Origin of the sequence: Rhodococcus sp. NPDC057529 (assembly GCF_042802055.1) — a bacterium.
In the GTDB taxonomy this organism is placed as follows: domain Bacteria; phylum Actinomycetota; class Actinomycetes; order Mycobacteriales; family Mycobacteriaceae; genus Rhodococcus_F.
This window is the reverse complement of the sequence record NZ_JBHVEY010000006.1, coordinates 173,708-193,646: the sequence shown is the minus strand read 5'-3', so window position 1 is coordinate 193,646 and position 19,939 is coordinate 173,708. Positions and strand designations below refer to the sequence as shown.

23 protein-coding genes and 1 pseudogene are annotated in these 19,939 nt (G+C 66.5%); 13 read left to right on the top strand and 11 right to left on the bottom strand.

Annotated features, from left to right (window positions below; genetic code table 11):
• Positions 1 to 55 precede the first annotated feature (55 nt).
• Positions 56 to 346 (top strand): hypothetical protein, encoded by a 291-nt coding sequence (locus ACFU5V_RS13965; protein WP_378699952.1) that lies wholly within the window; start codon positions 56 to 58, stop codon positions 344 to 346.
• 7 nt (positions 347 to 353) lie between these two features.
• Here the strand turns inward: ACFU5V_RS13965 and ACFU5V_RS13960 are convergent, their stop codons facing one another.
• Positions 354 to 965 carry a malonic semialdehyde reductase gene (locus ACFU5V_RS13960; protein ID WP_378700172.1) on the bottom strand — a complete coding sequence of 204 codons (612 nt, stop codon included), beginning with the start codon at positions 963 to 965 and terminating at the stop codon, positions 354 to 356.
• On the opposite strand from ACFU5V_RS13960, the pseudogene ACFU5V_RS13955 reads away from it, so the two are divergent.
• Positions 956 to 1,293 (top strand): annotated as a pseudogene (locus ACFU5V_RS13955) (winged helix-turn-helix transcriptional regulator). The gene ACFU5V_RS13960 and the pseudogene ACFU5V_RS13955 sit on opposite strands and share 10 nt — an antisense overlap.
• A gap of 49 nt (positions 1,294 to 1,342) precedes the next feature.
• Here ACFU5V_RS13955 and ACFU5V_RS13950 read toward each other — a convergent pair.
• Complete coding sequence (locus tag ACFU5V_RS13950; protein ID WP_378699950.1) at positions 1,343 to 2,392, bottom strand: MBL fold metallo-hydrolase; 1,050 nt, start codon at positions 2,390 to 2,392, stop codon at positions 1,343 to 1,345.
• A gap of 151 nt (positions 2,393 to 2,543) precedes the next feature.
• On the opposite strand from ACFU5V_RS13950, the gene ACFU5V_RS13945 reads away from it, so the two are divergent.
• On the top strand, positions 2,544 to 3,668 hold the full coding sequence (locus tag ACFU5V_RS13945) for a serine hydrolase domain-containing protein (RefSeq protein ID WP_378699948.1): 1,125 nt from the start codon (positions 2,544 to 2,546) through the stop codon (positions 3,666 to 3,668).
• A 127-nt stretch (positions 3,669 to 3,795) separates the two neighbouring features.
• Positions 3,796 to 4,752: an alpha/beta fold hydrolase gene (locus tag ACFU5V_RS13940; protein ID WP_378699946.1), complete on the top strand. Its 957-nt coding sequence runs from the start codon at positions 3,796 to 3,798 to the stop codon at positions 4,750 to 4,752.
• Here ACFU5V_RS13940 and ACFU5V_RS13935 read toward each other — a convergent pair.
• Positions 4,749 to 5,009, bottom strand: coding sequence for an acyl-CoA-binding protein (locus ACFU5V_RS13935; RefSeq protein ID WP_378433414.1), 261 nt, complete (start codon positions 5,007 to 5,009; stop codon positions 4,749 to 4,751). The two genes, ACFU5V_RS13940 and ACFU5V_RS13935, sit on opposite strands and share 4 nt — an antisense overlap.
• Before the next feature lie 105 nt (positions 5,010 to 5,114).
• Between ACFU5V_RS13935 and ACFU5V_RS13930 the strand changes: the two genes are divergently transcribed.
• Entirely contained in the window at positions 5,115 to 5,396 is a 282-nt protein-coding gene (locus ACFU5V_RS13930) for a type II toxin-antitoxin system RelE/ParE family toxin (protein WP_378699944.1), read from the top strand.
• Positions 5,397 to 5,446: 50 nt separating this feature from the next.
• Entirely contained in the window at positions 5,447 to 5,740 is a 294-nt protein-coding gene (locus ACFU5V_RS13925) for a HigA family addiction module antitoxin (RefSeq protein WP_378433412.1), read from the top strand.
• 147 nt (positions 5,741 to 5,887) lie between these two features.
• Here ACFU5V_RS13925 and ACFU5V_RS13920 read toward each other — a convergent pair whose 3' ends face one another.
• Positions 5,888 to 7,504 carry a helix-turn-helix domain-containing protein gene (locus ACFU5V_RS13920; RefSeq protein ID WP_378699942.1) on the bottom strand — a complete coding sequence of 539 codons (1,617 nt, stop codon included), beginning with the start codon at positions 7,502 to 7,504 and terminating at the stop codon, positions 5,888 to 5,890.
• A 195-nt stretch (positions 7,505 to 7,699) separates the two neighbouring features.
• Between ACFU5V_RS13920 and ACFU5V_RS13915 the strand changes: the two genes are divergently transcribed.
• Entirely contained in the window at positions 7,700 to 9,031 is a 1,332-nt protein-coding gene (locus tag ACFU5V_RS13915; protein ID WP_378699940.1) for an MFS transporter, read from the top strand.
• A gap of 29 nt (positions 9,032 to 9,060) precedes the next feature.
• Here the strand turns inward: ACFU5V_RS13915 and ACFU5V_RS13910 are convergent, their stop codons facing one another.
• From ACFU5V_RS13910 to ACFU5V_RS13900, 3 genes are all read right to left on the bottom strand, one after another.
• Positions 9,061 to 9,702, bottom strand: coding sequence for a dihydrofolate reductase family protein (locus tag ACFU5V_RS13910; RefSeq protein WP_378699938.1), 642 nt, complete (start codon positions 9,700 to 9,702; stop codon positions 9,061 to 9,063).
• A gap of 123 nt (positions 9,703 to 9,825) precedes the next feature.
• Complete coding sequence (locus tag ACFU5V_RS13905) at positions 9,826 to 11,067, bottom strand: UPF0158 family protein (protein WP_378699936.1); 1,242 nt, start codon at positions 11,065 to 11,067, stop codon at positions 9,826 to 9,828.
• A gap of 68 nt (positions 11,068 to 11,135) precedes the next feature.
• Positions 11,136 to 11,429 carry a DUF4193 domain-containing protein gene (locus ACFU5V_RS13900; RefSeq protein WP_378699934.1) on the bottom strand — a complete coding sequence of 98 codons (294 nt, stop codon included), beginning with the start codon at positions 11,427 to 11,429 and terminating at the stop codon, positions 11,136 to 11,138.
• 238 nt (positions 11,430 to 11,667) lie between these two features.
• Here ACFU5V_RS13900 and ACFU5V_RS13895 point away from each other — a divergent pair, with 238 nt between their 5' ends.
• Together ACFU5V_RS13895 and ACFU5V_RS13890 are read left to right on the top strand one after the other, a co-directional pair.
• A complete protein-coding gene (locus tag ACFU5V_RS13895) occupies positions 11,668 to 12,360 on the top strand; it encodes a TNT domain-containing protein (protein WP_378699932.1) in 693 nt (230 codons plus the stop codon).
• Position 12,361: 1 nt separating this feature from the next.
• A complete protein-coding gene (locus ACFU5V_RS13890) occupies positions 12,362 to 12,814 on the top strand; it encodes an Imm63 family immunity protein (protein ID WP_378699930.1) in 453 nt (150 codons plus the stop codon).
• A 4-nt stretch (positions 12,815 to 12,818) separates the two neighbouring features.
• On the opposite strand, the gene ACFU5V_RS13885 is transcribed toward ACFU5V_RS13890, so the two are convergent.
• On the bottom strand, positions 12,819 to 13,355 hold the full coding sequence (locus ACFU5V_RS13885) for a GNAT family N-acetyltransferase (protein ID WP_378699928.1): 537 nt from the start codon (positions 13,353 to 13,355) through the stop codon (positions 12,819 to 12,821).
• 74 nt (positions 13,356 to 13,429) lie between these two features.
• Here ACFU5V_RS13885 and ACFU5V_RS13880 point away from each other — a divergent pair, with 74 nt between their 5' ends.
• A complete protein-coding gene (locus tag ACFU5V_RS13880) occupies positions 13,430 to 14,026 on the top strand; it encodes a TetR family transcriptional regulator (RefSeq protein WP_378699926.1) in 597 nt (198 codons plus the stop codon).
• Positions 14,027 to 14,622: 596 nt separating this feature from the next.
• Here the strand turns inward: ACFU5V_RS13880 and ACFU5V_RS13875 are convergent.
• Positions 14,623 to 14,904 carry a hypothetical protein gene (locus ACFU5V_RS13875; RefSeq protein ID WP_378699924.1) on the bottom strand — a complete coding sequence of 94 codons (282 nt, stop codon included), beginning with the start codon at positions 14,902 to 14,904 and terminating at the stop codon, positions 14,623 to 14,625.
• Between the two features lie 82 nt (positions 14,905 to 14,986).
• On the opposite strand from ACFU5V_RS13875, the gene ACFU5V_RS13870 reads away from it, so the two are divergent.
• On the top strand, positions 14,987 to 15,403 hold the full coding sequence (locus ACFU5V_RS13870; RefSeq protein WP_378699922.1) for a nuclear transport factor 2 family protein: 417 nt from the start codon (positions 14,987 to 14,989) through the stop codon (positions 15,401 to 15,403).
• Positions 15,404 to 15,621: 218 nt separating this feature from the next.
• On the opposite strand, the gene ACFU5V_RS13865 is transcribed toward ACFU5V_RS13870, so the two are convergent.
• Together ACFU5V_RS13865 and ACFU5V_RS13860 are read right to left on the bottom strand one after the other, a co-directional pair.
• Complete coding sequence (locus tag ACFU5V_RS13865) at positions 15,622 to 16,512, bottom strand: IS982 family transposase (RefSeq protein ID WP_378699920.1); 891 nt, start codon at positions 16,510 to 16,512, stop codon at positions 15,622 to 15,624.
• Positions 16,513 to 16,575: 63 nt separating this feature from the next.
• Complete coding sequence (locus ACFU5V_RS13860) at positions 16,576 to 17,487, bottom strand: helix-turn-helix transcriptional regulator (protein ID WP_378699918.1); 912 nt, start codon at positions 17,485 to 17,487, stop codon at positions 16,576 to 16,578.
• A gap of 176 nt (positions 17,488 to 17,663) precedes the next feature.
• Between ACFU5V_RS13860 and ACFU5V_RS13855 the strand changes: the two genes are divergently transcribed.
• Together ACFU5V_RS13855 and ACFU5V_RS13850 are read left to right on the top strand one after the other, a co-directional pair.
• Positions 17,664 to 18,911: an MFS transporter gene (locus tag ACFU5V_RS13855; protein ID WP_378699916.1), complete on the top strand. Its 1,248-nt coding sequence runs from the start codon at positions 17,664 to 17,666 to the stop codon at positions 18,909 to 18,911.
• Positions 18,912 to 19,029: 118 nt separating this feature from the next.
• Positions 19,030 to 19,617: a DUF998 domain-containing protein gene (locus ACFU5V_RS13850; protein WP_378699914.1), complete on the top strand. Its 588-nt coding sequence runs from the start codon at positions 19,030 to 19,032 to the stop codon at positions 19,615 to 19,617.
• Positions 19,618 to 19,939: the final 322 nt, after the last annotated feature.

The window sequence follows — 19,939 nt, the reverse complement described above, 5'->3', positions numbered from 1 at the left end:
GGGGCTCGTAGGTGCCTATGCTCCTGACCAGGTTCGCCGAACGAAGAGGTGCACGATGGCCGACACAAGCGATGACAGGTCGGGGCCCGCCCCCGAGTTGACCGTCGGCACGCGGGTGCTGGTCCGCAGGAAGGCCGAGGCCGCCGCGACCGGTGAGGTCCTCGAGGACTACGCGGCACTCACCGAGCCGGGTGGAACCGGGCACGAGTGGGCGCCGGCGCATCGGTGGGCGATCGCACTCGACGACGGGCGCCTCGTCTTCGCCGACACGGACGAGGTGACCGTCGACCCCAGCCCCCGATCCGGTCGGCGCGGCACGCACCGTCGTGAGAGTTCCGACGAGTAGCGAGTAGTCAGACCCAGGACACGGTGTCGGCCGGGTCCAGGCGGGGGAGCCGATCGAACCACGGGTTCTCCCCCGGATGGCCGATGTTGACGACGAGAATGGAACGGAAGCGGCCCTCGGGGAAGAACTCGGCGTCGATTCCGGCGGCGTCGAAGCCGGCCATCGGGCCTGCGGCCAGGCCCAGTGATCGGACGGCGAGGATGAAGTAACCGGCCTGGAGGGCGCCGTTGAAATCGCCCGTTCGCTCGCGCATCTTCGCGTCGCCTTCGAAGACGTCGCGCAACTCGGGCCGGAACGGCAGCAACGCCGGGATGTGGTCGTGGAACTGGGTGTCGACGGCCAGGATGGCGACCGCGGGCGCCGACTCGGTCTTCGCCTTGTTGCCCTCGCTCATGTGCGGCAGCAGTCGCGCGCGACCCTCGTCGGTCCGGGCGAAAACGATCCGCAGGGGCTGGGTGTTCGCCGCGGTCGGTGCCCACTTCGCGAGGTCCCAGATCTGGGCGAGCTGCTCGTCGGTCACCGGGGTGGGCGCGAAACTGTTGGCCGTGCGTGCCTCGCTGAACAGCAGGGCGCGACCCGCCTCGTCCAGCTCCGGTCGCGTCTGTACGTCTGAGCTCAGGCGTCGAACACCACGATCCGCGCGCGTGCGACGGCGCGCTGCCAGGGCGTTCACGTTCCTGGGCAAGCGTTGGAACGGCGTCATCCTGGCGACGCTGATGTCGGGCCCGGCGACGTTCTCCGGGCTGCGCCGATCGGTCGGGAGCATCAGCGATTCGGTGCTCTCCGACCGTCTCGTCGAACTGGCCGGGGCCGGTCTGGTGACGCGGGAAGTCTGCGAGGGACCGCCCGTGTCGGTCACGTATCAGCTGACCGAGGCCGGCCAGTCACTGATGCCGGTCCTCGACGAACTGGCGGCGTGGGCGAGGACGCATCTCACGGTGCGGTGACCGGCACGTCCGGTGTGGACCTGCGCGACCGAGGGGCAGGGCGCGCGCGTCAGCCGTCGAGCGCGGGTCGGGTCCACGTCTGTTGCGAGCGTGCACCTTTCGCCACGAGGCCGAGCTCGCGCAACTTGGCGATCGTCATCATGGTGTTGAACATGGGGTTCGGATTCGCACCGGTCACGCCCAGCTCCCGGGATCGCGCGATGAAGGCGTGAACGAACGCCGGTAGGTCGTCGATGCGATCGGTGAGCAGTGCCTGTGCGGCGCCGTCGAGCGCCGAAGCCTGATCGAGCAGCGTCGAAAGGCGCTCGGCGGCGGCCCGGCGATCGAATACCTCGAACGCGTGGCCCTCCGTGACGACGTCGACGGCGCCGGTCTCGACGAGCGTCAGCGCCAGGGCGGCCGCGGCGAAGATGTTCATCTGGTTGGCGTCGTGCATCGCGCCGCACGGCCCGTTCGGTTCGTCGGACAGGTGCAGCAATCGTGCCCCGGGAAGGTGGACGACGACCTGGCCGGCGCAGTGGCCGTGGGTGCGGACGACTTGGACGGCACCGTCTCCGAACGACCAGCCCGACACGTGTTGGGAGCCGATGGCGAGGTGCTCGAGCGGGAGTTCCTCGTAGGTCCGGGTGATGTCGGTGACGGGAACGTAGGGCCGGTACATGGCGAGGAGCCGGCGAGCTGCGTCGGCCGGATCCTCGAACCCCGGCACCAGGCCGGACACGCGCTCGAGGCTCGTGATCCAGTAGGGAAGACCGTCGTCGTGGTACTGGCTCGCATCGTGAGCGCTGACGAAGTGCTGCACGTTCGAGCGGTCGAGTCCGTCGCCGAGGTCGTCGACGAGGTCGTTGTTCCCGACATGGTCGGGGTGACCGTGGGTGGTGAGCAGCAGGATCTTCGACCACGGGGCGAGGTCGTCGGCGGCGGATCGGATCGCGTCGCGGAAAGCGGTGGTCACCCCGCTGTCGACGAGCACCAGGAGATCTCCGGCTCGGTGAACGATCACGTTGCCCACGTCCGGCTGCTGCGCGGCCATGTCGAGCGGTTGACCCACGATCATGCGCGTCCGAGTGTCGATCTCGATCTGTTCGCCGAGTGCCACTCGTTCGTTCTAACACGCCACCCGACTCGTCGGCGACGGTTCGCTCGAAGTAATCCGCCTCCCCGGCCGGGTATGGCCGCCCATACTGGAAACAGCGTTCCACGCACGGTTACGAGCAGGTCGAGGTTCGAGACAGCGAGGGGAGAGCGGGGTGGCACGAACATCCTCGGTGCGCCGACTGGCCGCCGTGCTGGCGGTCCTGGCGACGGGACTGGCGGGATGCGGTGAATCGGACGATGCACCGGTCCTGCCCGATGCACAGCTCACCGAAACCATTCCGACGGCGATGGAGAACGCCTCGGTTCCAGGGGCGATCGTCGGTGTCTGGCAGGACGGCGCAGCGCCCTACGTGCAGGCGTTCGGGGTGCGCGACACCGTCACCGGCGACCCGATGGCGCCGGACCTGTTCATGCGCGTCGGCAGTCTCACCAAAACCTTCACCACCACCGCCGTGCTGCAACTGGTCGACGAGGGAAAAGTCGGCCTCGACGATCCGATCGGCAGGTATGTGCCCGACGTCCCCGGCGGCGAGGCGATCACCCTCCGCCAGTTGGCGGCCATGCGCAGTGGGCTGTTCGACTACGGCGAGGTGGTGATTCCGGCGCTCCCCAGTCAGCCACAGCGCCAATGGACACCTCAGGAACTGCTCGCGATCAGTTTCAGCCGTCCACCCCTCTTCGCACCGGGAACCGCGTTCGACTACTCCAACACCAACACCCTCCTCCTGGGTCTCGTGGTCGAGAAGGTGTCGGGCCTCCCGCTGCACACCTACGTCGCGGAGCGGATCACGGAACCCGAGAATCTCGACGGCACCTCGGTCCCCACCACGGCGGCGTTGCCGTCACCACACGCCCAGGGATACTCGGCAACATCGGACGGCGCGACGGTGGACGCGACCGACTGGAACCCGTCGTGGGGATTCGGCGCGGGCAACATGATTTCCACACTCGACGACCTGGGCGTGTGGGTGCGCGACCTGGCAGAAGGAACGATGCTCTCGCCGGCCACTCAGCACGAACGGGAGCAGTTCCAGCCGGCGCCGTCGGAAGGAACGGGTTCGCTGTACGGACTCGGGGTCGAATACCAGAACGGCTGGATCGGCCACAACGGAAACATCGCGGGCTTCCAGAGCTATGCCTATTACCTTCCCCCCGAGGGCAAGACCGTGGTGGTGCTGGTCAATTCGAACGTCGACCCGCTGGGTGTGTGGAACTTCTTCACGGAGATCGTGAAGATCGTCAGCCCCGACCATCCGTGGCCTGCGCCGCCGTCGTAGGCCGGACCCACCCCTGGGTGGCGGGACGGTCACCCGCGGGTAATCGAGGCCGGCACTCGGGGTGCTTATCTCCCGAACCTGCGCGATGGACAGTAGAACCTGTCACTCACGGAGGAGGGAGGTCGTCATGTCGATCGAGAGCATCATCCCCACCCCGGTCCGGCGCAGGACCACAGTCTCGGCCGACGACGGTGTCACGCTTGCGGTTCGCGAGTACGGCCCCACCGACGCCCCCGTGACGATCGTCCTGCTGCACGGCCATTGCCTGAGTGCCGAGTCGTGGAACGCGGTGCGAGACGAGCTGATGCGGCAGTACGCCGACGCCAGGATCGTCAGCTACGACCATCGCGGACACGGCGATTCCGATGTGGCGCCCGCTGCGACCTACACCCTCGAGCAGCTGGGCCGCGACCTCCGCGCGGTACTCGACGCCGTCGCCGCCACCGATCCGGTCGTTCTGGTCGGACACTCCATGGGTGGAATGACCGCACTGACCTACGCCCGCCAATATCCGCACGAGATCGGCACCCGCATCGTCGGGATCGGCTTGATCGCAACCGCCGCGAGTGGGCTGGCCGACGCCGGATTCGGCCGACTGCTGCGCGCCCCGGTCCTGTCCTGGGTCCAGGAGGCCGTGCGCCTTGCACCGACATCCATGGAGCACGTGAAGCGCCTCGGGTGCAAGGTGTTCGCACCGGTCATCCGCGGGGCCGAGTTCGGTGACCGGAAAGTCAGCCCGCACGTCCTCGCGCTTGCCGTCGCGATGCACGACGAGACCCCGATCGTGACGATGACCAGCTTCCTGAACTCGTTCGCGACCTACGACGAGTCCGCGACGCTGCCCGCGCTCTCGGCGATTCCCACGCTCGTGCTGTGCGGGTCCGCGGATCTGATGACGCCGCCCACCCACTCGGTGTCGATCGCCGCGCAGGTCGGCGGCGCCGACTTCGTCTGCATCGACGGCGCCGGCCACTCGGTGATCCTCGAACAACCGACTGCGGTTGCCGACGCGATCGCCCGCCTCGTGACCCGGATCGGCGGCTCCGAGACCGCAGAAGATGCGAACCTGGTGCTTACTGCCTAGCCCTGCGTGAGCCGCGCTACCAGGTCGACGTAGCCCTGTTTGGCGTCGGCGCTGCTCGTACCGGTCAACTTGGCCCAGGCGTCGTACTTGGCGCGTTTGACCATGTCCAACCGACCGGGCCGCTTGCCCTCGACATCACCCTTCGACCCCTGCTTGAACAGCGCGTACAGCTGCAGCAGCTGATCATTGTCCGGCCGCGAAGTGAGCTTGTTGACGTTCTCCTGTGCATCGGCAAACGCCTTATCCAACTCTGGCATGGCACCCCTGGCTCTCGGACGGACGATTCGACGCAATGGTAACGGCCGGAGCCGGAACATGTATAACGTTGTGCGTTATTAACGCACTGCGTTATGCTAGGGCGGGTGATCGAATCGTTCGCCGAGAAAGAGACCGAACGGGTGTTTCGCCGGCAGTTCTCGAAGAAGCTCCCGCAGGACATTCAGCGGATCGCGCGCCGGCGCCTCCTGTTGATCGACGCGGCCACCGACGTCAACGACCTGCGAGTTCCCCCGGGTAACCGCCTGGAGAAGCTCTCCGGGGATCGAGTGGGCCAGTACAGCGTTCGGATCAATGATCAGTACCGCATCTGTTTCGTCTGGCGTGCCACCGCCGCGTACGACGTGGAAATCACCGATTATCACTGACCACCTGACGGAGAACCACCACCCTCCGACCAGGGAAAGGAACACCGACAATGACTACGGACCTGAGTCCCATTCACCCCGGCGAGATCCTCCGTGAGGACTTCCTCGAGCCTTTCGGTGTCACGCAGAACCGCCTGGCCACGATCATCGGTGTTCCGCCCCGACGGATCAACGAGATCGTGCTCGGCAAGCGGTCGATCACCGCAGATACCGCGCTGCGGTTGGCTAAGGTGTTCGGCAACAGCGCACAGTTCTGGCTCAACATCCAGGACCGCTACGATCTCGACCTCGCGGCCGACAAGCTGGGCGACACCCTCGCCAAGATCACCCGTCTCTCGGCATAGAACAATAAGTATCGGGCTCAGTACCAGCCGTACGATCCGGTCCACTCGCAAAGGCGTTTGCCGCAGATGAGTTCTGGAGTTGTGGTCCATTCGTGACGCGTCGCTGGCCCTGATTTCGGTGAGGACCGTCAGCGAGGCGCCGTCAGTTCACTCCGAGCCGTGGTGTGCCGGGTCGATGTCGAGATGGCCGAGTTGTCCGACCATGTAGGTCACGGCGTTGTCGATCTTGCGGCGCCAGAGCCGCGTCACCTTGTCGGGATCGTGGGCCTCGAGAGCGAGGAGTATCGCGGTGTTATCGGCGACGATCTCGTCGACCGAGTACGCGTATTCGAGACCGAGAATCGAGACGAACATCCGCAGCTGCAGCGAGAGACGGACGAACATCTTCTCGATCCTCGGCATGTCGGCCGCGGCAGCGAGGGTGTCCTGCCACCGGATGTCGGCGTCGCCCGTGCCGGGAACGTCGCGCATTTCCGCATGCCGGACGAGGTCGGCGAGCGCATCTTTGGCCCCGGTCAGACGGGATGATCCGTTCGTGGCGACGCGGCGGAGCAGCAGGGCTCCGAGGGGGCCTCGGGCGGTGTAGGTGTCGTAGACGTCGCGCTGAGTGGGGAGGGGAACGTACGCGCCGCGGTGCGGCTCGAGTTCGATCAGTCCGTCCTCGGCGAGGATCTTCAGGGCGTCCCGGATCGGCCCGCGGGAGACACCGAGCCGGGTGGCGAGAGGCTGTTCCGCGATGCGCTGTCCTGGCCGGAACGCGCCGGTGGCGAGCGACTCGCGTAGCGCATCGACCACTGCCGACGCCAATCTCGGTGAGGGGGACCGTGACTGCTGATCTTCGGTCGTGGACCGGCGAGAGGTACGGGTAGGCGACGCGCGGACCCAGGAAAATGGGGTGGTCGGTTGCTCCGCCCACCGGCGCGCTTCGTGCGCGAGATCGAGCACTTCCGGCGATTGCCGAGGGTCCAGGACTGCCGTGATCGAGTTCAGTTGCGCGAGCCACGAGTCGGGGCCGACTTCGTACACCCCGAAGCGGGGATGCCGGTCGAGCCAACGGTGCACCCGGGGCGGTGACGGACGGTCGAGGAGCACTGTTATCGGCCGATCCGGCGGCACCGCGGCGTCGACCTCACCCAACGCGGTCGACAATATGGGGGAGATGTCGGTCCCGGTGGCCGGGGTGTCGCGAGGGAAGGCGAACTGAGCCGACAGGAGGACGCGGACGGATTCGGTGAGCGCACTCGACTGTCTGCTGCGCGGTCGCGCGGCGGGCGTCGCCGGCCGGTGGAAGACGAGAACCCGCACACCGGGATCGATGACGACAGCCGCGAGCACCATCGAGTGCGCCGAGTTCAGGACCGCACGGGAGACGAGGTCCGGTCGATCTGCGAACCACTGGCGCCGAACCCGGCTCACCGCCGCCTGGTTGGTGCCGAGTGCCTCGGCGATCGCGCGTGTCGTCCACCCGCGGGCCGGCGGTCGCTGCAGCGGCATACCCAGGATTGCACGAGGGAAGTCGTCCCCTGCCGCGGTGGGGCGACCCGGCCGCGGCAGGTCCTCGAGCCCCCGGATCCCGTCCGTGGCGAATCGGGTCCGCCATTTCGACGCCGTGTTGCGTGAGACCCCAAGGGAGCGAGCGACTGTGGAAATCGACTCCTCGGAACTCGCCAGAACGATGCGGGCGCGCAGGGCCAGCGACTGCGGAGTGCCCGGCGCCGACACCAGGCGCTCGAGTGCCCGTCGTTCCGCGTCGGACAGTGGCACGCCTGCACCCCTTTCACCGCGATCGACTCATAAATAGTAGAGCAGGGCACGAGGCGGTTGAACTGGTACGTTGCCCTGCCTGCCTGCTCAGGAATTTATGAATCAGAACCTAGCGAGACAACGGTGTCGGCCCCAGCCGATGGTCGACGAACAGGCGGCGCATGCATACTCACCGCAATCAGCTCAGGAGAACCGATGGACCAGCCACCTCACGCCCGGACAGCGTCTTTCCTCGTCGACGACGCCCCGCTGCTGCCCTTCCACAAACGGCTCGCCCTCCACGCCGGCGGGGGAGCCTTCCTCGACGGATACGTGCTGAGCATCATCGGCATCGCCACGGTGCAGATCACGCCGCAGTGGGGCCTGAGTTCGGCGCAGCAGGGCCTCGTTGCGGCGTCGGCGACGATCGGCATCTTCCTCGGATCATTCCTCGGCGGTCGGCTCACCGACCGCTTCGGTCGCCGTCGTCTGTACTCGTTCGACTTGATCGCCGTCGTCGTATTCTCGGTCGCGCAGTTCTGGGTCGACGACTTCTGGTGGTTGTTTCTGCTCCGGGTTCTGATCGGAGTGGCGATCGGGGCGGACTATCCCGTGGCCGCCTCACTTCTGACGGAGTTCACCCCGAGAAAATATCGTGGCCCCTTCATCGGGTCCCTCACCGTGATGTGGTTCCTCGGTGCCGCGGCCGCCTATGTGGTCGGTGACATCGTCGGCGGAGTCGGTGATCAGGGTTGGCGGTGGGTGCTGGCCAGCGCCGCGGTCCCGGCCGCCCTCGCCGTGCTCGCCCGCGCCGGAACACCGGAGTCACCCCGCTGGCTCGCCGGCAAGGGACGCGTCGCCGAAGCCGACGCGATCATCACGAAAGTCTTCGGCCCCCACGCCACACTCGAGACCGAGTCCGGGCGCTCCGCCGGGGCAATCGGCCCGCTCCGGAAGTCGGGTTACCTCGGACGAATCGCCTTCGTCACCACGTTCTGGACGGCGTCGGTGGTGCCGCTGTTCGCGGTGTACGCCTTCGGGCCGAGGATCCTCGCCGGTCTCGGCCTCGACGGGCGGGTGGCGGACATGGGTTCGGCCGTCATCACGATCCTGCTCCTGGTCAGCTGCGTCCTCGCGCTCACCGCCATCAACAAGCTCGGTCGCCGCACCCTGCTGATCCACAGCTTCGCGTGGTCGGGGCTGACCCTGCTGCTGCTGGGATTGTTCCCGGGCAGTCCCGTACCCGTCATCCTGTGCCTGTTCGCGACGTACGCGATCTTCACCGGGGGCGCCCAGGTCCTTCAACTCGTGTACCCCAACGAACTCTTCCCGACCGAAATCAGGGGCAGTGCGGTGGGATTGGCGTCGTCACTGAGCCGGGTCGGTGGGGCGATCGGTACCTACATGGTCCCGATCGCCCTGGACCGCTGGGGCATCGGCCCGACGATGCTCGGCGCTGCCGCGATCGCCGTGGTCGGTCTCGCGGTCAGCGCCGCGTGGGCGCCCGAGACCCGCGGTAAGTCCCTCGCCGACTCCACGCGAATCTGACGTCGGCATCGCCCGGGCCGCTGCCGGCCTCAGCTGACGTTCTTGTTCCAGAACTGATGGGTGAGTCCGCTGGGGGAGGCGAACGTCTCGATGGTGAAGCGGTCTTCGATGCCGTCCACGCCCTCCCACAGGGATACGCCGCGCCCGAGCGTGATGGGCACGATCACCAGGTGCATGAAGTCGATCAGGTCGGCTTGCAGAAACTGCCGCACGGTCGACGGTCCGCCGCCTATGCGGATGTCCTGGCCGTCGGCGGCGTCCTGCGCCAGGCGCAGCACCTCGTGGGGTGGCGCATCGACGAAGTGGAAGCTGGTTCCGTTGGGAAAGTCGATGCTGGGGTGTGGGTGGTGGCTCATGACGAACACCGGTGTTCGAAACGGCGGTTCGTCACCCCACCAGCCTCGCCACCCGTCGTCGGGCCATTCGCCGGTCTGGGGCCCGAACTTGCGGCGACCCATGATCTCCGCGCCGATGCCCTGACCCCACAGACTGGTCACGGCGCGGTCCAGGGTGATCGGGTCGTCCACCCGGTCGACCCCGTGGATGACGCGCCCGTCGAACGAGCCGAACAGCCGCTCGGCACCGCCGATGGGGGCGTCGAACGTCACGTGCTCGCCGGCGGCATAGCCGTCGAGCGAGATGTTCATGTTGTGGATCCGGGTGCGGGGCACGGGCGACTCCTTCGATGATCGGATGGACCGGGATACGAATAGACAGACCGGACGAGCCGGCCGAACTCATCGCGGAACGACGAAAATCGTGCTCCGTCGGTCCGCGCGGCTACGTCCGATCCGTCAGCCAACACGGATGCCCTGGCTGGCGAGGAACTCGCGGGCACGACCCAGTTGGCGGTCGGTCGAGAAGGTGAACCACTGTTCGACGAGGCTCTCCTGGTGGATGAGGTCGCGAAACCGGTGAAATGCGCCCTTGCCCTCGATCGCCCGCAACAGCCGATCCCGCAATGCCGCATCGTGATGCCGCTCGGCGAAGGCCGCCATGTCGCGCCAGCCGTCCCGGGAGCCGGTGCAGTCGAACCGGAGCCAACGGTCGGGCTCTGCCTCCACGTCGACGGCGGTGTCCTCCCCGACCATCATCGGGTCGGTGAGGCTGTCGTCGTACACCTCCCCGGTGCGCAGGTCGACGTAGCCGCCGGTCGACATACCCGGATCCCCCTCCAGTTCGGAACCGAGCATCTCGAGGTCGACCGGCACCACCCGCCCCGCGAGCGGCTCGCCGCGCAAACATGCAAGCAGGTCTTCGGCCAGCACCTCGTCACCGGCACCGGCGCGCCACGTCAGCCGGTTGACGACCGACAGCGCCACCGACTCGGCCTGCTCCCGTCGCTGTTCCAGTGCCATCGGTATGCCGGCCCCCACCTGTTGCAGCGCGTCGTCGACGTCGCGTCCCCGCACCGCGGCGAGGAAGCGGGCTGCATCTGCTGTCGCGATGGCTCCGCGCAACTCGGACAGGTCGAGCGGAGCGATCTGTTCGAGTCCGGGCCACGCGTGCAACATCATCGGATGCGGATGGGCGGGTCTGCTCGGCGCCCGGCTCTGCCCGTCGTCGTCGGCCCACCGGCGCCCGTACTGATCGGGGATGCTTCCCCAGCCCCAGTAAGGCAGGGGCTTCTTCGGCGCGATTCCCAGAACTTCGATGGGGTCGACCTTGTCGTCGCCGACCACACAACGGTGGGTCCAGTCATCGCCCAGGTCGAACGTGAACTGGAACTCCGCTCCGGGCACCAGGAGCCGAGCGACCTTGGCCGTCTCGATATCCACCGGCTCCGTGATGGGCCCTCCGCGCGACCCGGCCATCTCGGCCCCCGTCTCCGCGTCGGTGACCACTCGTCCATCGGCGAGGGTGAACATCGACAGATGAGACCTGTCCCAGCGGGCGAAGGCGTCGTTGACGGCATTCGCGAGATCCATGAAGGTGTGCGACGGCCCGACCGCGAAAACCCGGCCGGGCCACGGCCACAGTTCCTCGCCGCGCCCGCCGAGCAGTTCCACCGTCACCGACAACCACGTTCGTGCCATCCCCCGAGGATGGCACGCAAACCGTGGCGCGTCCGGTCATCGCCGCCGACGCGCCCGCATCGATGTCGTCAGGCGCAGTCCCGGCAGATCAGCTCCCCACCGGGGGCGAGCCGGCTGCGGTGATGCACCAGGAAGCAACTGGTGCAGGTGAATTCGTCGGACTGCTTCGGGATGACGCGGACGGTGAATTCTTCGCCGGACAGATCTGCCCCGGGCAGGTCGAAGGATTCGGCGGGGTCGGTGTCGTCGATATCCACCGCGGGGGATTGGGAGTCTTTCCGGCTGGCCGTCAGCTGTTCGAGCGACGTGTCCGTCGACTCGTCGGAATCGGTGACTCTGGGTGCGTCGTAATCGGTGGCCATAATTGTTCAACCTCGTGCTCTGCGTGTTCTGACCCGCCAGGTTAGAGCCCCGGGCGGCGCGCGATGCACCCGGGGTGGTGGGCGGCCTTATTCCGTTGGGCGCGACGCGCGGTCGCAAGTTCGGTCACGATCGCGGCCGGATCTGTCACGATTCTTTTCGAACATGATCTTGCTGTGGTCGATGCGCCGGTCGGATGGGACCGCATCGGAATCGTCTTTCGAGGGGGAAGGGTTCGTTATGCATCGCTGTCGTCAGCTGTTCCTTGTCGTCGGGTTCGTGTTGTCGATTCTGTGCGCCGGAGGGACGGTGGCCGGCGCGGCGCCGGGGTCGTCGGCTGGTTCCAGTGATCTTCTCGGCGGGCAGGGCTGTTCGACGGAGTTGTTCGACGATGACCGGAGGCTCGGACCGCAGACGCTGTCGAATCTGTTCCCGGTTGCCGAGCAGCTTGCCGGATACCAGCGCACCGGCGATCTCACGGCCGATCAGTTTCTGAGCAAGTACTGGGATCCGGCGGTGCTTCCCGCGGGTTCCTTCAAGTACCCGCCGAAGAATGGTTACGTCCTCGACGGCAGTGGTAATCCTCAGCGGGTGCAGGGGCAGTTGGATGTGGGCACGCTGATCGATCGTTACGGCAGCGAGGGCGGTAACTTCCTGGCCCCGGCCGGTGCGAGTTACACCTCCCGCGCGCTTCCGCCGGTGAACCTGGTGTCCGATCCCGCGGACTTCTGCAACTACCACGTCTACGTCGTGACCAAGCCGCTTCCCCTCTACACCGGTCCGATCGCACCGTGGTTCGAGCAGCAGGGGTTCGGCACGCAGTTCGAGGTGGTGCCCGAGTTGCTGCCGCAGGTCGCCGAATGCGGGACGAAGGTCGATGTCAACTGGTTGCGGTGCGCCGGGTATGTGCGCAGCGTGTATCCGCTGCAGTGACGTGCCCGTGGTCGATCCGTTGAACGACGACCTACTCGATCACGACATGCGCCGGCGGATCCTGGAGGTGACGGAGCGGATGGGTGCGCGCCCGGCGGATCTACCGGCGCTCGGGCAGGCGCACGAGGACGCGGTTCCGTTCTGCTGGACCGCGCCCCGGGGCGGCTGGCATCTGACCGTCCGGGAACGCGATCGGGTGCTGTCGGACCGGCACACGACAGATCCGGACGAGTTCGTGTTCTGGGTCGCGGAGTCGGTGTCCGAGCGCATCGCCCTGCGTCTGCATCCACCGGAAAAGCCCGGGTTCCGCGCCGCGTCCTGGCGTGCGCAGTACCAGTTGCTGCGCGGCATCGAGCCTGCGTGGGCCGACGCGTGGCTCACCGCGACCCGGTCGGCGTTGACGGCCGCCGGCGCCGACCGGGCCGTCCTCGATCTGCTGCCGACACCGCCGTAGGACGTCAGTTGCCGGCCGCCGTCGTGATCACGCTCAGGTCGAGTGTCCAGTTCTGGCCGACGAGGTCGTGGCCGAAGCTGTGGTGTGGTTCTTCGTCGGCGAGGACGAACCCGGCAGCCTCATAGATTCTGCGGGCCGACGCCAGCACGTCGTTGGTCCACAGCGTCACCTGCCGGTAGCCGGCGTCGCGGGCGAAGGTGACGCATCGCTCCACCAACCGGGACCCGACGCCGAGACCGCGAGCGGTCGGGGCGACCAGCAGGATCCGTAGCGCGGCGACTGCGGGTTCGTCACCGGCGACGCAGAGGATGCACCCCACGCGTTCGCCGTCGACTTCGGCGATCCAGGCCCCTTCCCGGGCCGGGTCGTGGTCGGTGGCGTAGTCGGCGACGATCTGCGCGACCAGCGCCTCGAAGCTCGCGTCCCATCCGAACTGCTGGTGGTAGATCTCGCCGTGGGCCATCACGGCCCAGCCCAGATCTCCGGGGCGATCGGCCGGGCGCACCACGACTTCCGGTCGCTGAGGTGGTTGCGAAGACATGGGTTTCCTTTCCGGAGCGCGACCGTGACCGACACTCACTGACACGACTGTTTCAGTGGAGGTAGGCTACCGCTGTGACCAGGGAAGCGACAACCCCGTCCGCGCGGCAGACCGAGTTGCTCGACGCGGCCTACCGCTACGCACTCGGGCACGGGTTGGCCGATCTGTCGCTGCGTCCGCTGGCGGCGGCGATCGGCTCGAGCCCACGGGTGCTGATGTTCTTGTTCGGAAACAAGGACGGCTTGGTGCGCGCACTGCTGGCGAAGGCCCGCAGCGACGAACTGGCGATGCTGGACCGCCTCGGGCAGGCGGCGGGCGCGGAGCCGATCGGCCTGCCCGCGGCGGCCGAGCGGGTGTGGGAGTGGCTGGCCGCCGAGGAGCATCGACCGTTGCTGCGGTTGTGGACGGAGGCGTACGCCCGCTCACTCGTCGAACCCGACGGTGCGTGGGCCGGGTTCGCCCGCTCGACGGTCGACGATTGGCTCGCCGTCCTCGCGGCGTGCCAACCGCAGCCGGAGAGGGACAGCGAGGCCGGTGCGGTCCGTCGCACCGCGGCGTTGGCAGTGCTGCGGGGCGCCCTGCTCGATCTCCTCGCCACCGACGACCGGCCGCGCGTCACCGCCGCCGTCCGGCACCAGCTCGCCGCGCTGTCCTCGGATGCGGCGCAGTGACAGGGCGAGTGGTAACGAGTCGCGAGCCGGTTCAGGTGCGCTCGTCCCAGTTCTCGGGCGCACGAAGGTGTCGTTCAGGCCGTGGCGTCCGGAGTCGGTCAGATGCACGACCCGCCGTTGGTCGGTGCGGCATAACCATCTCAGGTCGAACATGCGATCGGTCAGTGCTGCGCCGAGCGGCCCGGCAAGGTGATGACGCTGTTCGGGCCAGTCGACGCAGTATGGGGTGTTCACTCAGTGCGAGTCTTGTTGCAGTCCTGAGTAGTTCCATGTGTTGACTGCCCAGCTCGCACAGAGGGGCCTTCAATCGCGCTGGATTTCGCTTTGCTGCGAGCACGTTCGCGACTCCATGCGAGCGTGTGGTCGCTGCAGATCGTTCTGGTGGACGCAGAGGTGGAAGGGGGGGTGGAGTGAGTTCCTCGCGGTCGGTGTCCGCACCATTTCTACGAAAGGCCAAGTGAGAATACATTGTTGGTCCGGTCGATCGTTAAGAGCAGCAACGTCTCCGATACGGCCACCGAGGGGCGGGACCCGCACCGCACTTGATTGCCAATCCGATCGAGGTGGACGGGGACTGCTACGACCGCGGCATCCACTTACGCCGAGCAGCCCATGACACCTTTGAGGGCGTCACCGACATCCTCGACTGCGTCGAAGACAAAGCTGACAAACTCCTCGGCGATCTGCTCTGTTGTTCGACCGATCGACTGCTGTTCAATTCGGAAGAGCAACGGCGGGGGGTGAGTGCACTCAAACCCCCATTGGCTGTTGCGAAAACTGTTCGGTGCGGGCACCATCGACGACAATTCTCGAGTCTGATCCACTATGTGCAGATAAGGCACAACGCTGTCCGAGCCGTATGCGCCACCAGTAGTCATACCTGCACAGGAATGTGCGTACGTTATTATGAATGGCTGGCAGGCTTGTGTGTGACCTGATCGGATCAGTTGGGAGATCGTCTTGACGCCTATATACTTTGCCGCCGAAGCGATTCGCCGTCGGCTTGCCGCGATTGCGCACGCCGCCGACGACAATCGAATCGACGATTACGTCGCATGCTTCACACCCGACGCGGTCTGGGAGATCCCGTCAGGAACGTATTCGGGGCGTGATGAGATTCGAACCGTATTGGAGGCAATCGCGCCCAGGCAGCCGCAGCGACATGTCGTGACGAATTCTGCGATCGAGGTCAAGGATCAGCGTGCGATCGCAATCAGCGACTTCGTCTTCCTTGTATACGGTGATTCAGGATGGTCTGTCGCAGCGATTGGCCGCTATCATGACGTTTTCCACGAGGCCGGCGGCGGAGATTGGCGCCTGGGTCACCGCGCGGTTCGAGATCAGACCCCTGACGGATACATGCCATCTACTCCCTAACAGGGTCACGCCTGAGTCCAGCGTCGATCGAGTCGCACTCTTCCGGAAGGGTGGAACTTTGGAGCTGATTTTCCGAGGATTTCGAATCTGCCGGTACGCCGGTTTCGCCACCCCATCGTTCCCCGCAACGGTGGGGTGGTTCGGCGATTCGTAGGACGATCGACGGCGATGTTGCGGCGCCGTGCGCCCGGCCCTAGATGATTGATTCCTTGAACGGATCAGTGGTCGTAGGCGATCAATGATCGCTTGGCAGTGGCACCGATGTTCCAGTTGTGCCAGATCCCGGCGGCCATCGCCAGCACACGCTGGGCGACGCGGGCGAACACCCCGTGCGTGGTACGGCCACCGTGTTCCTCCAGGCCAAGCTGCCCTTTCAACGTGTGGTTGACCGATTCGATCCACTGCCGTACCCCGCCGAGATTGCCGTTCTTGTACGTTTCGTCCTTACGGTCCGGCCGTAGCAGCTTCAGACCCATCGCGGCGGTGGTATCGGCGAACTGTGCGCCGGAAAAGCCTTTGTCGGCGAGCAAGATCTGCCCCGACCGAATCAGGTGATGATCGCGTTCGAGCAGCGCGGTCACCACCTCCCGCTCACCGAGCTTCGGATTCTCCAGGCACCACATGATCGGCATCCCGTCGCCCGCACAGACCAGATACAGCTTCAGCCCCCAGTAGAAGCGCGAGTGGGAAGCGCAATAGCCGTATCCGGCGTGTCCGGCCAGGTCCGATCGCTTCACCGTTTCACGAGACATCCCGCAGGGCACAGGGGTGGCGTCGGTGATCCACAGGTCGTCGAACCAGGATGGTGAGATCCGCGCCAGCGTCTGAATTGCCTTGCACAGCAACCCTCGTGCCGCCCTGACACATTTGTTGTAGTCCGACTGTCCGGGAATGTAGGGAAACAGGGCGCGCAACTCGACGCTGTGGTGGGCGTGCCGGATCCACCGGCGTTCACAATCGAACCCGAGCAGCATCTGTGCCACGGCCAGGGTGAGCAGTTCGGCATCGCTGAGCACGGGCCGCCGACCCCGACCGGAGCGGGGTTCGACGACATGATCGTCGATGAGCACATACAGTTCGGTCAGGAGGGTTTCCAGTTCTTTGGTCACGCTTTGATCTTGGAAACCCTCCGCCTACTCCTCCTCCGCGACACGCTTCAAGGAATCAACCATCTAGTTGGGGTGGTGCGGCAGTGCTTGATCGGGAGCGGGATCGAGGTGTGTGGCTGCCCAGGTCGCGAGCAGGGTCATGGCGTCGGCCGACGGACTTCCGGGTTCGGGGCTGTAGATGGTGAGGACCAGACCGGGGTCGGCAGGTAGGGGCATCGTCTCGTAGCCCACTTCGATGTCTCCTACCACGGGATGATGGAAACGTTTGGTTCCGGTGTAGTGCAGGCGCACGTTGTGTTTGGCCCAGCGGACCCGGAACTCTTCACTGCGGGTAGACAGTTCACCGACAAGGTCGGAGATGCTGCGGTCGTAGGGGTCACGGCCGGCATCTGTGCGCAGCAGGTTGACCGAGCCATCGGCCATGTGGTCCCAGTCCGGGTAGAACTCGCGTGCGCGGGGGTCGAGGAAACAGAACCGGACGAAGTTGACAGGCTTGCTGGGGTCGGGGTGCCGCAGGTCGGGGTAGAGCGGGCTGTAGAACGCGTAGGCGAGCTGGTTTCCGCAGACGAAATCATGGCGCGCATTACGCACGAACGCCGGCACCGTCATCGCATCGCACAGGCGCTGCACCATCGGCCGAATGGACTTGGTGCGGCGCGGCCTGCTTCGCTGCGGACCCGTGGTGACGGCACGATGCAGGTCGACCAGATGGGAGCGTTCGGCTTCGTCGAGTTCGAGAGCGCGGGCGATGGCGTCGAGCACGGATTCGGAGACTCCGGTGACTTTGCCGCGTTCGATCTGGGTGTAGTAGTCGACCGAGAGCCCGGCCAGGGTGGCGACTTCTTGGCGGCGCAGGCCAGGAACCCGGCGTTTGGCGGCATCGTAGACCGGCAGCCCGACCTGGTCAGGGGTGATCTTCGCCCGCCGTGACGCCAGGAACTGGCCGATCTCGGCCGCTCGGTTGGTGGACTCCATAGAAGCGAGGGTACGACCGGACCAGCGGCGGCTGCCAGGTTCTGTGAGGGGGGTGCTGCCAGCACCCCTGTCATCTCCGCCTCCCACGGGGGCTGTTTGCGGCGTTGCATGGGTGTCGGACATCGAGGCACCTGTATCGCCTCGATGGACAGCGATCCCGAAACGAAGAGGTGACGATGGAGCAGCGAGACCGGACGGCGCCGACACCTCGGCTGCCCGGGCTGGTGTACGTGATCGGTGCAGGAATCTTCCTGATGGGCACCACCGAATTCATGATCGCAGGCTTGCTGCCCGAGGCCGCAGCTGATCTCGGTGTGGACATCGCGCGAGCCGGGTTGCTGGTCACCGCCTTCGCGGTCGGCATGATCGTCGGACCGCCGGTGATGGCTCTGGCGACCCTACGTCTGCCTGCCCGGGCCACCCTGGTGAGCGCGTTGGCCGTGTTCGCCGCTGGGCACATCGTCGCCGCGGTGAGTGACTCGTTCACGGTGGTGACTGCCTCGCGGGTGGTGACCGCGCTGGCCACCGGCACATTCTGGGCGATCGGTGCGGTCGTGGCCACCACGGTCGCTGGGCCCGGGGCGAGCGCGCGAGCGCTGGCGGTGATGTCGGGCGGACTGAGCTTGGCCGTGGTCGCCGGGGTGCCGTTGGGCACTTTCGCCGGCCAGGTCACCGGGTGGCGAGGCCCGTTCTGGATGCTGGCCGGATTGTCGGTGCTCGCGATCGGGGCCGTGCTGCGGTTCGTGCCGGCCGCAGTCGGCGGCCACCAGGCAGAGGTCTCGGTTCGCGCCGAGATTTCCGCGGTCCGGCCGTGGCGGGTGTGGGTTGCGTTGGGCGCGATCGTGCTCGCCCAGGCCGGGTTCCTCGGCGCCTACAGCTTCATCAGCCCCCTGCTCACGGACCGCGCCGGGATTCCAGCACCGATGGTGCCGCTGGTGTTGGTCGGGTTCGGAATCGGTGCACTCGCCGGCACGGCGCTCGGCGGTCGTGTCGGGGACCGGTTCCCACTGGTCACGATCGCCGTAGCGGTCTCGCTCACCGCGACGGCGCTGCTGGTCCTCGCCGCCGTAGCCGATCACTCGGCGATCGTGGTCATGCTGGTCGTCCTTCTGGGTGCGTGCGGTCTCGGGGCCAATCCCGTGCTAATCGCGCAGACGTTGCGTTTCGCCGGAAACGGGTCGGCGCTGGCGTCATCGCTGGCGACCGCCGGATTCAATCTCGGTACCGCCGCCGGATCGGCGATGGCCGGGCTAACCCTGTCGACGTCGCTGGGGCTGGTCGGCCCGGCCGTGCTCGGAGCGGTCCTGACCGGATCCGCGCTCGCGCCGATCGCCCTGCTTGCGACCACCACACGACGAACCATCCACGACATGAGCAGCCGCCGCCACGATGAACAGATCGGCGATTTCACCGCAGTGCGCTGACCCGCACCGCCTACTGCACCGGAGGACGGATCGAACTGTGACACAACCACCTACTCGCGCGCTGGCCCCACCAGCTTCGCTGGCTCACATTGCAGTGGCGGGATTCTGCACCGTCGTCATGTCCCTCACCTTGTTCCTCGTCCTCGACGTGCACGCCGTCCTGGCTACCGGGAGCCGACTCGAATCGACCATCAGCGCGTACGGGCTGGGAGGCGGTCGGTGGATCTTCACCCTCGCCGTACTCCTTCTCGCAGCCGGATCGGCCGCGCTGCTCATTGCGCTGGTCGGCCGCCGGCTCGCCCGATGGCGATCGAGCGCCTCGGTCGCGATGACGCTGTGGATCATCGGACTCGTCGTCCTGGCAGTCTTCCCGAAACAGGATTGGTCCCAGCCGGAAAGCATCGGTGGCAGCATTCATCGGATCGCGAGCATGGTGGCTTTCCTCAGCCTTCCGGCCGCGGCAGTCCTACTCGCGCGTCCGTGGCTTCGGCACCCTCGTCATGCCACCCATGCCCGCCGAACCCTGATCTCCGGCGCGGTGGCCATCGTCGGCTTCACGCCACTGTTCTATGCGATCGGGGTCGCCGTTGCCACCGACGCTCAGTGGTGGAACGTCATCGCGCTCGGTCACTCCGAACGCGTCCTCGCGCTCAGTGAGGTGGCGATACTGGTGGTGATCAGCGTATGGGCCCGCGCACATCGTTAGACGATGAGAACTGCAGTCCGCACGGGCGATACATCCGCGCGGACGCAGTCATCTTCTCGATCGTCGTCGGGATCCTCGGTGTCACCACCTACCTGGACTCGCTGTGCGGATGATCGCGCCGTAGTCTGCTCCGCCGGCGCGCTCGGCCGGTGCGGCATCGGTATGGGATCTCGAGGCGCCGCCCACCGCCAGACGCCCCCATCGGCGCGGGTGATCGGCGCTCCGCGTCAGCGAGAACGAGACCTCGACGACGCTCGCACCTTCGGCGACGCCATGGTGGACGGCAAGGAGGGCCCCGGAGACACCGCGATGATCCGGCCGC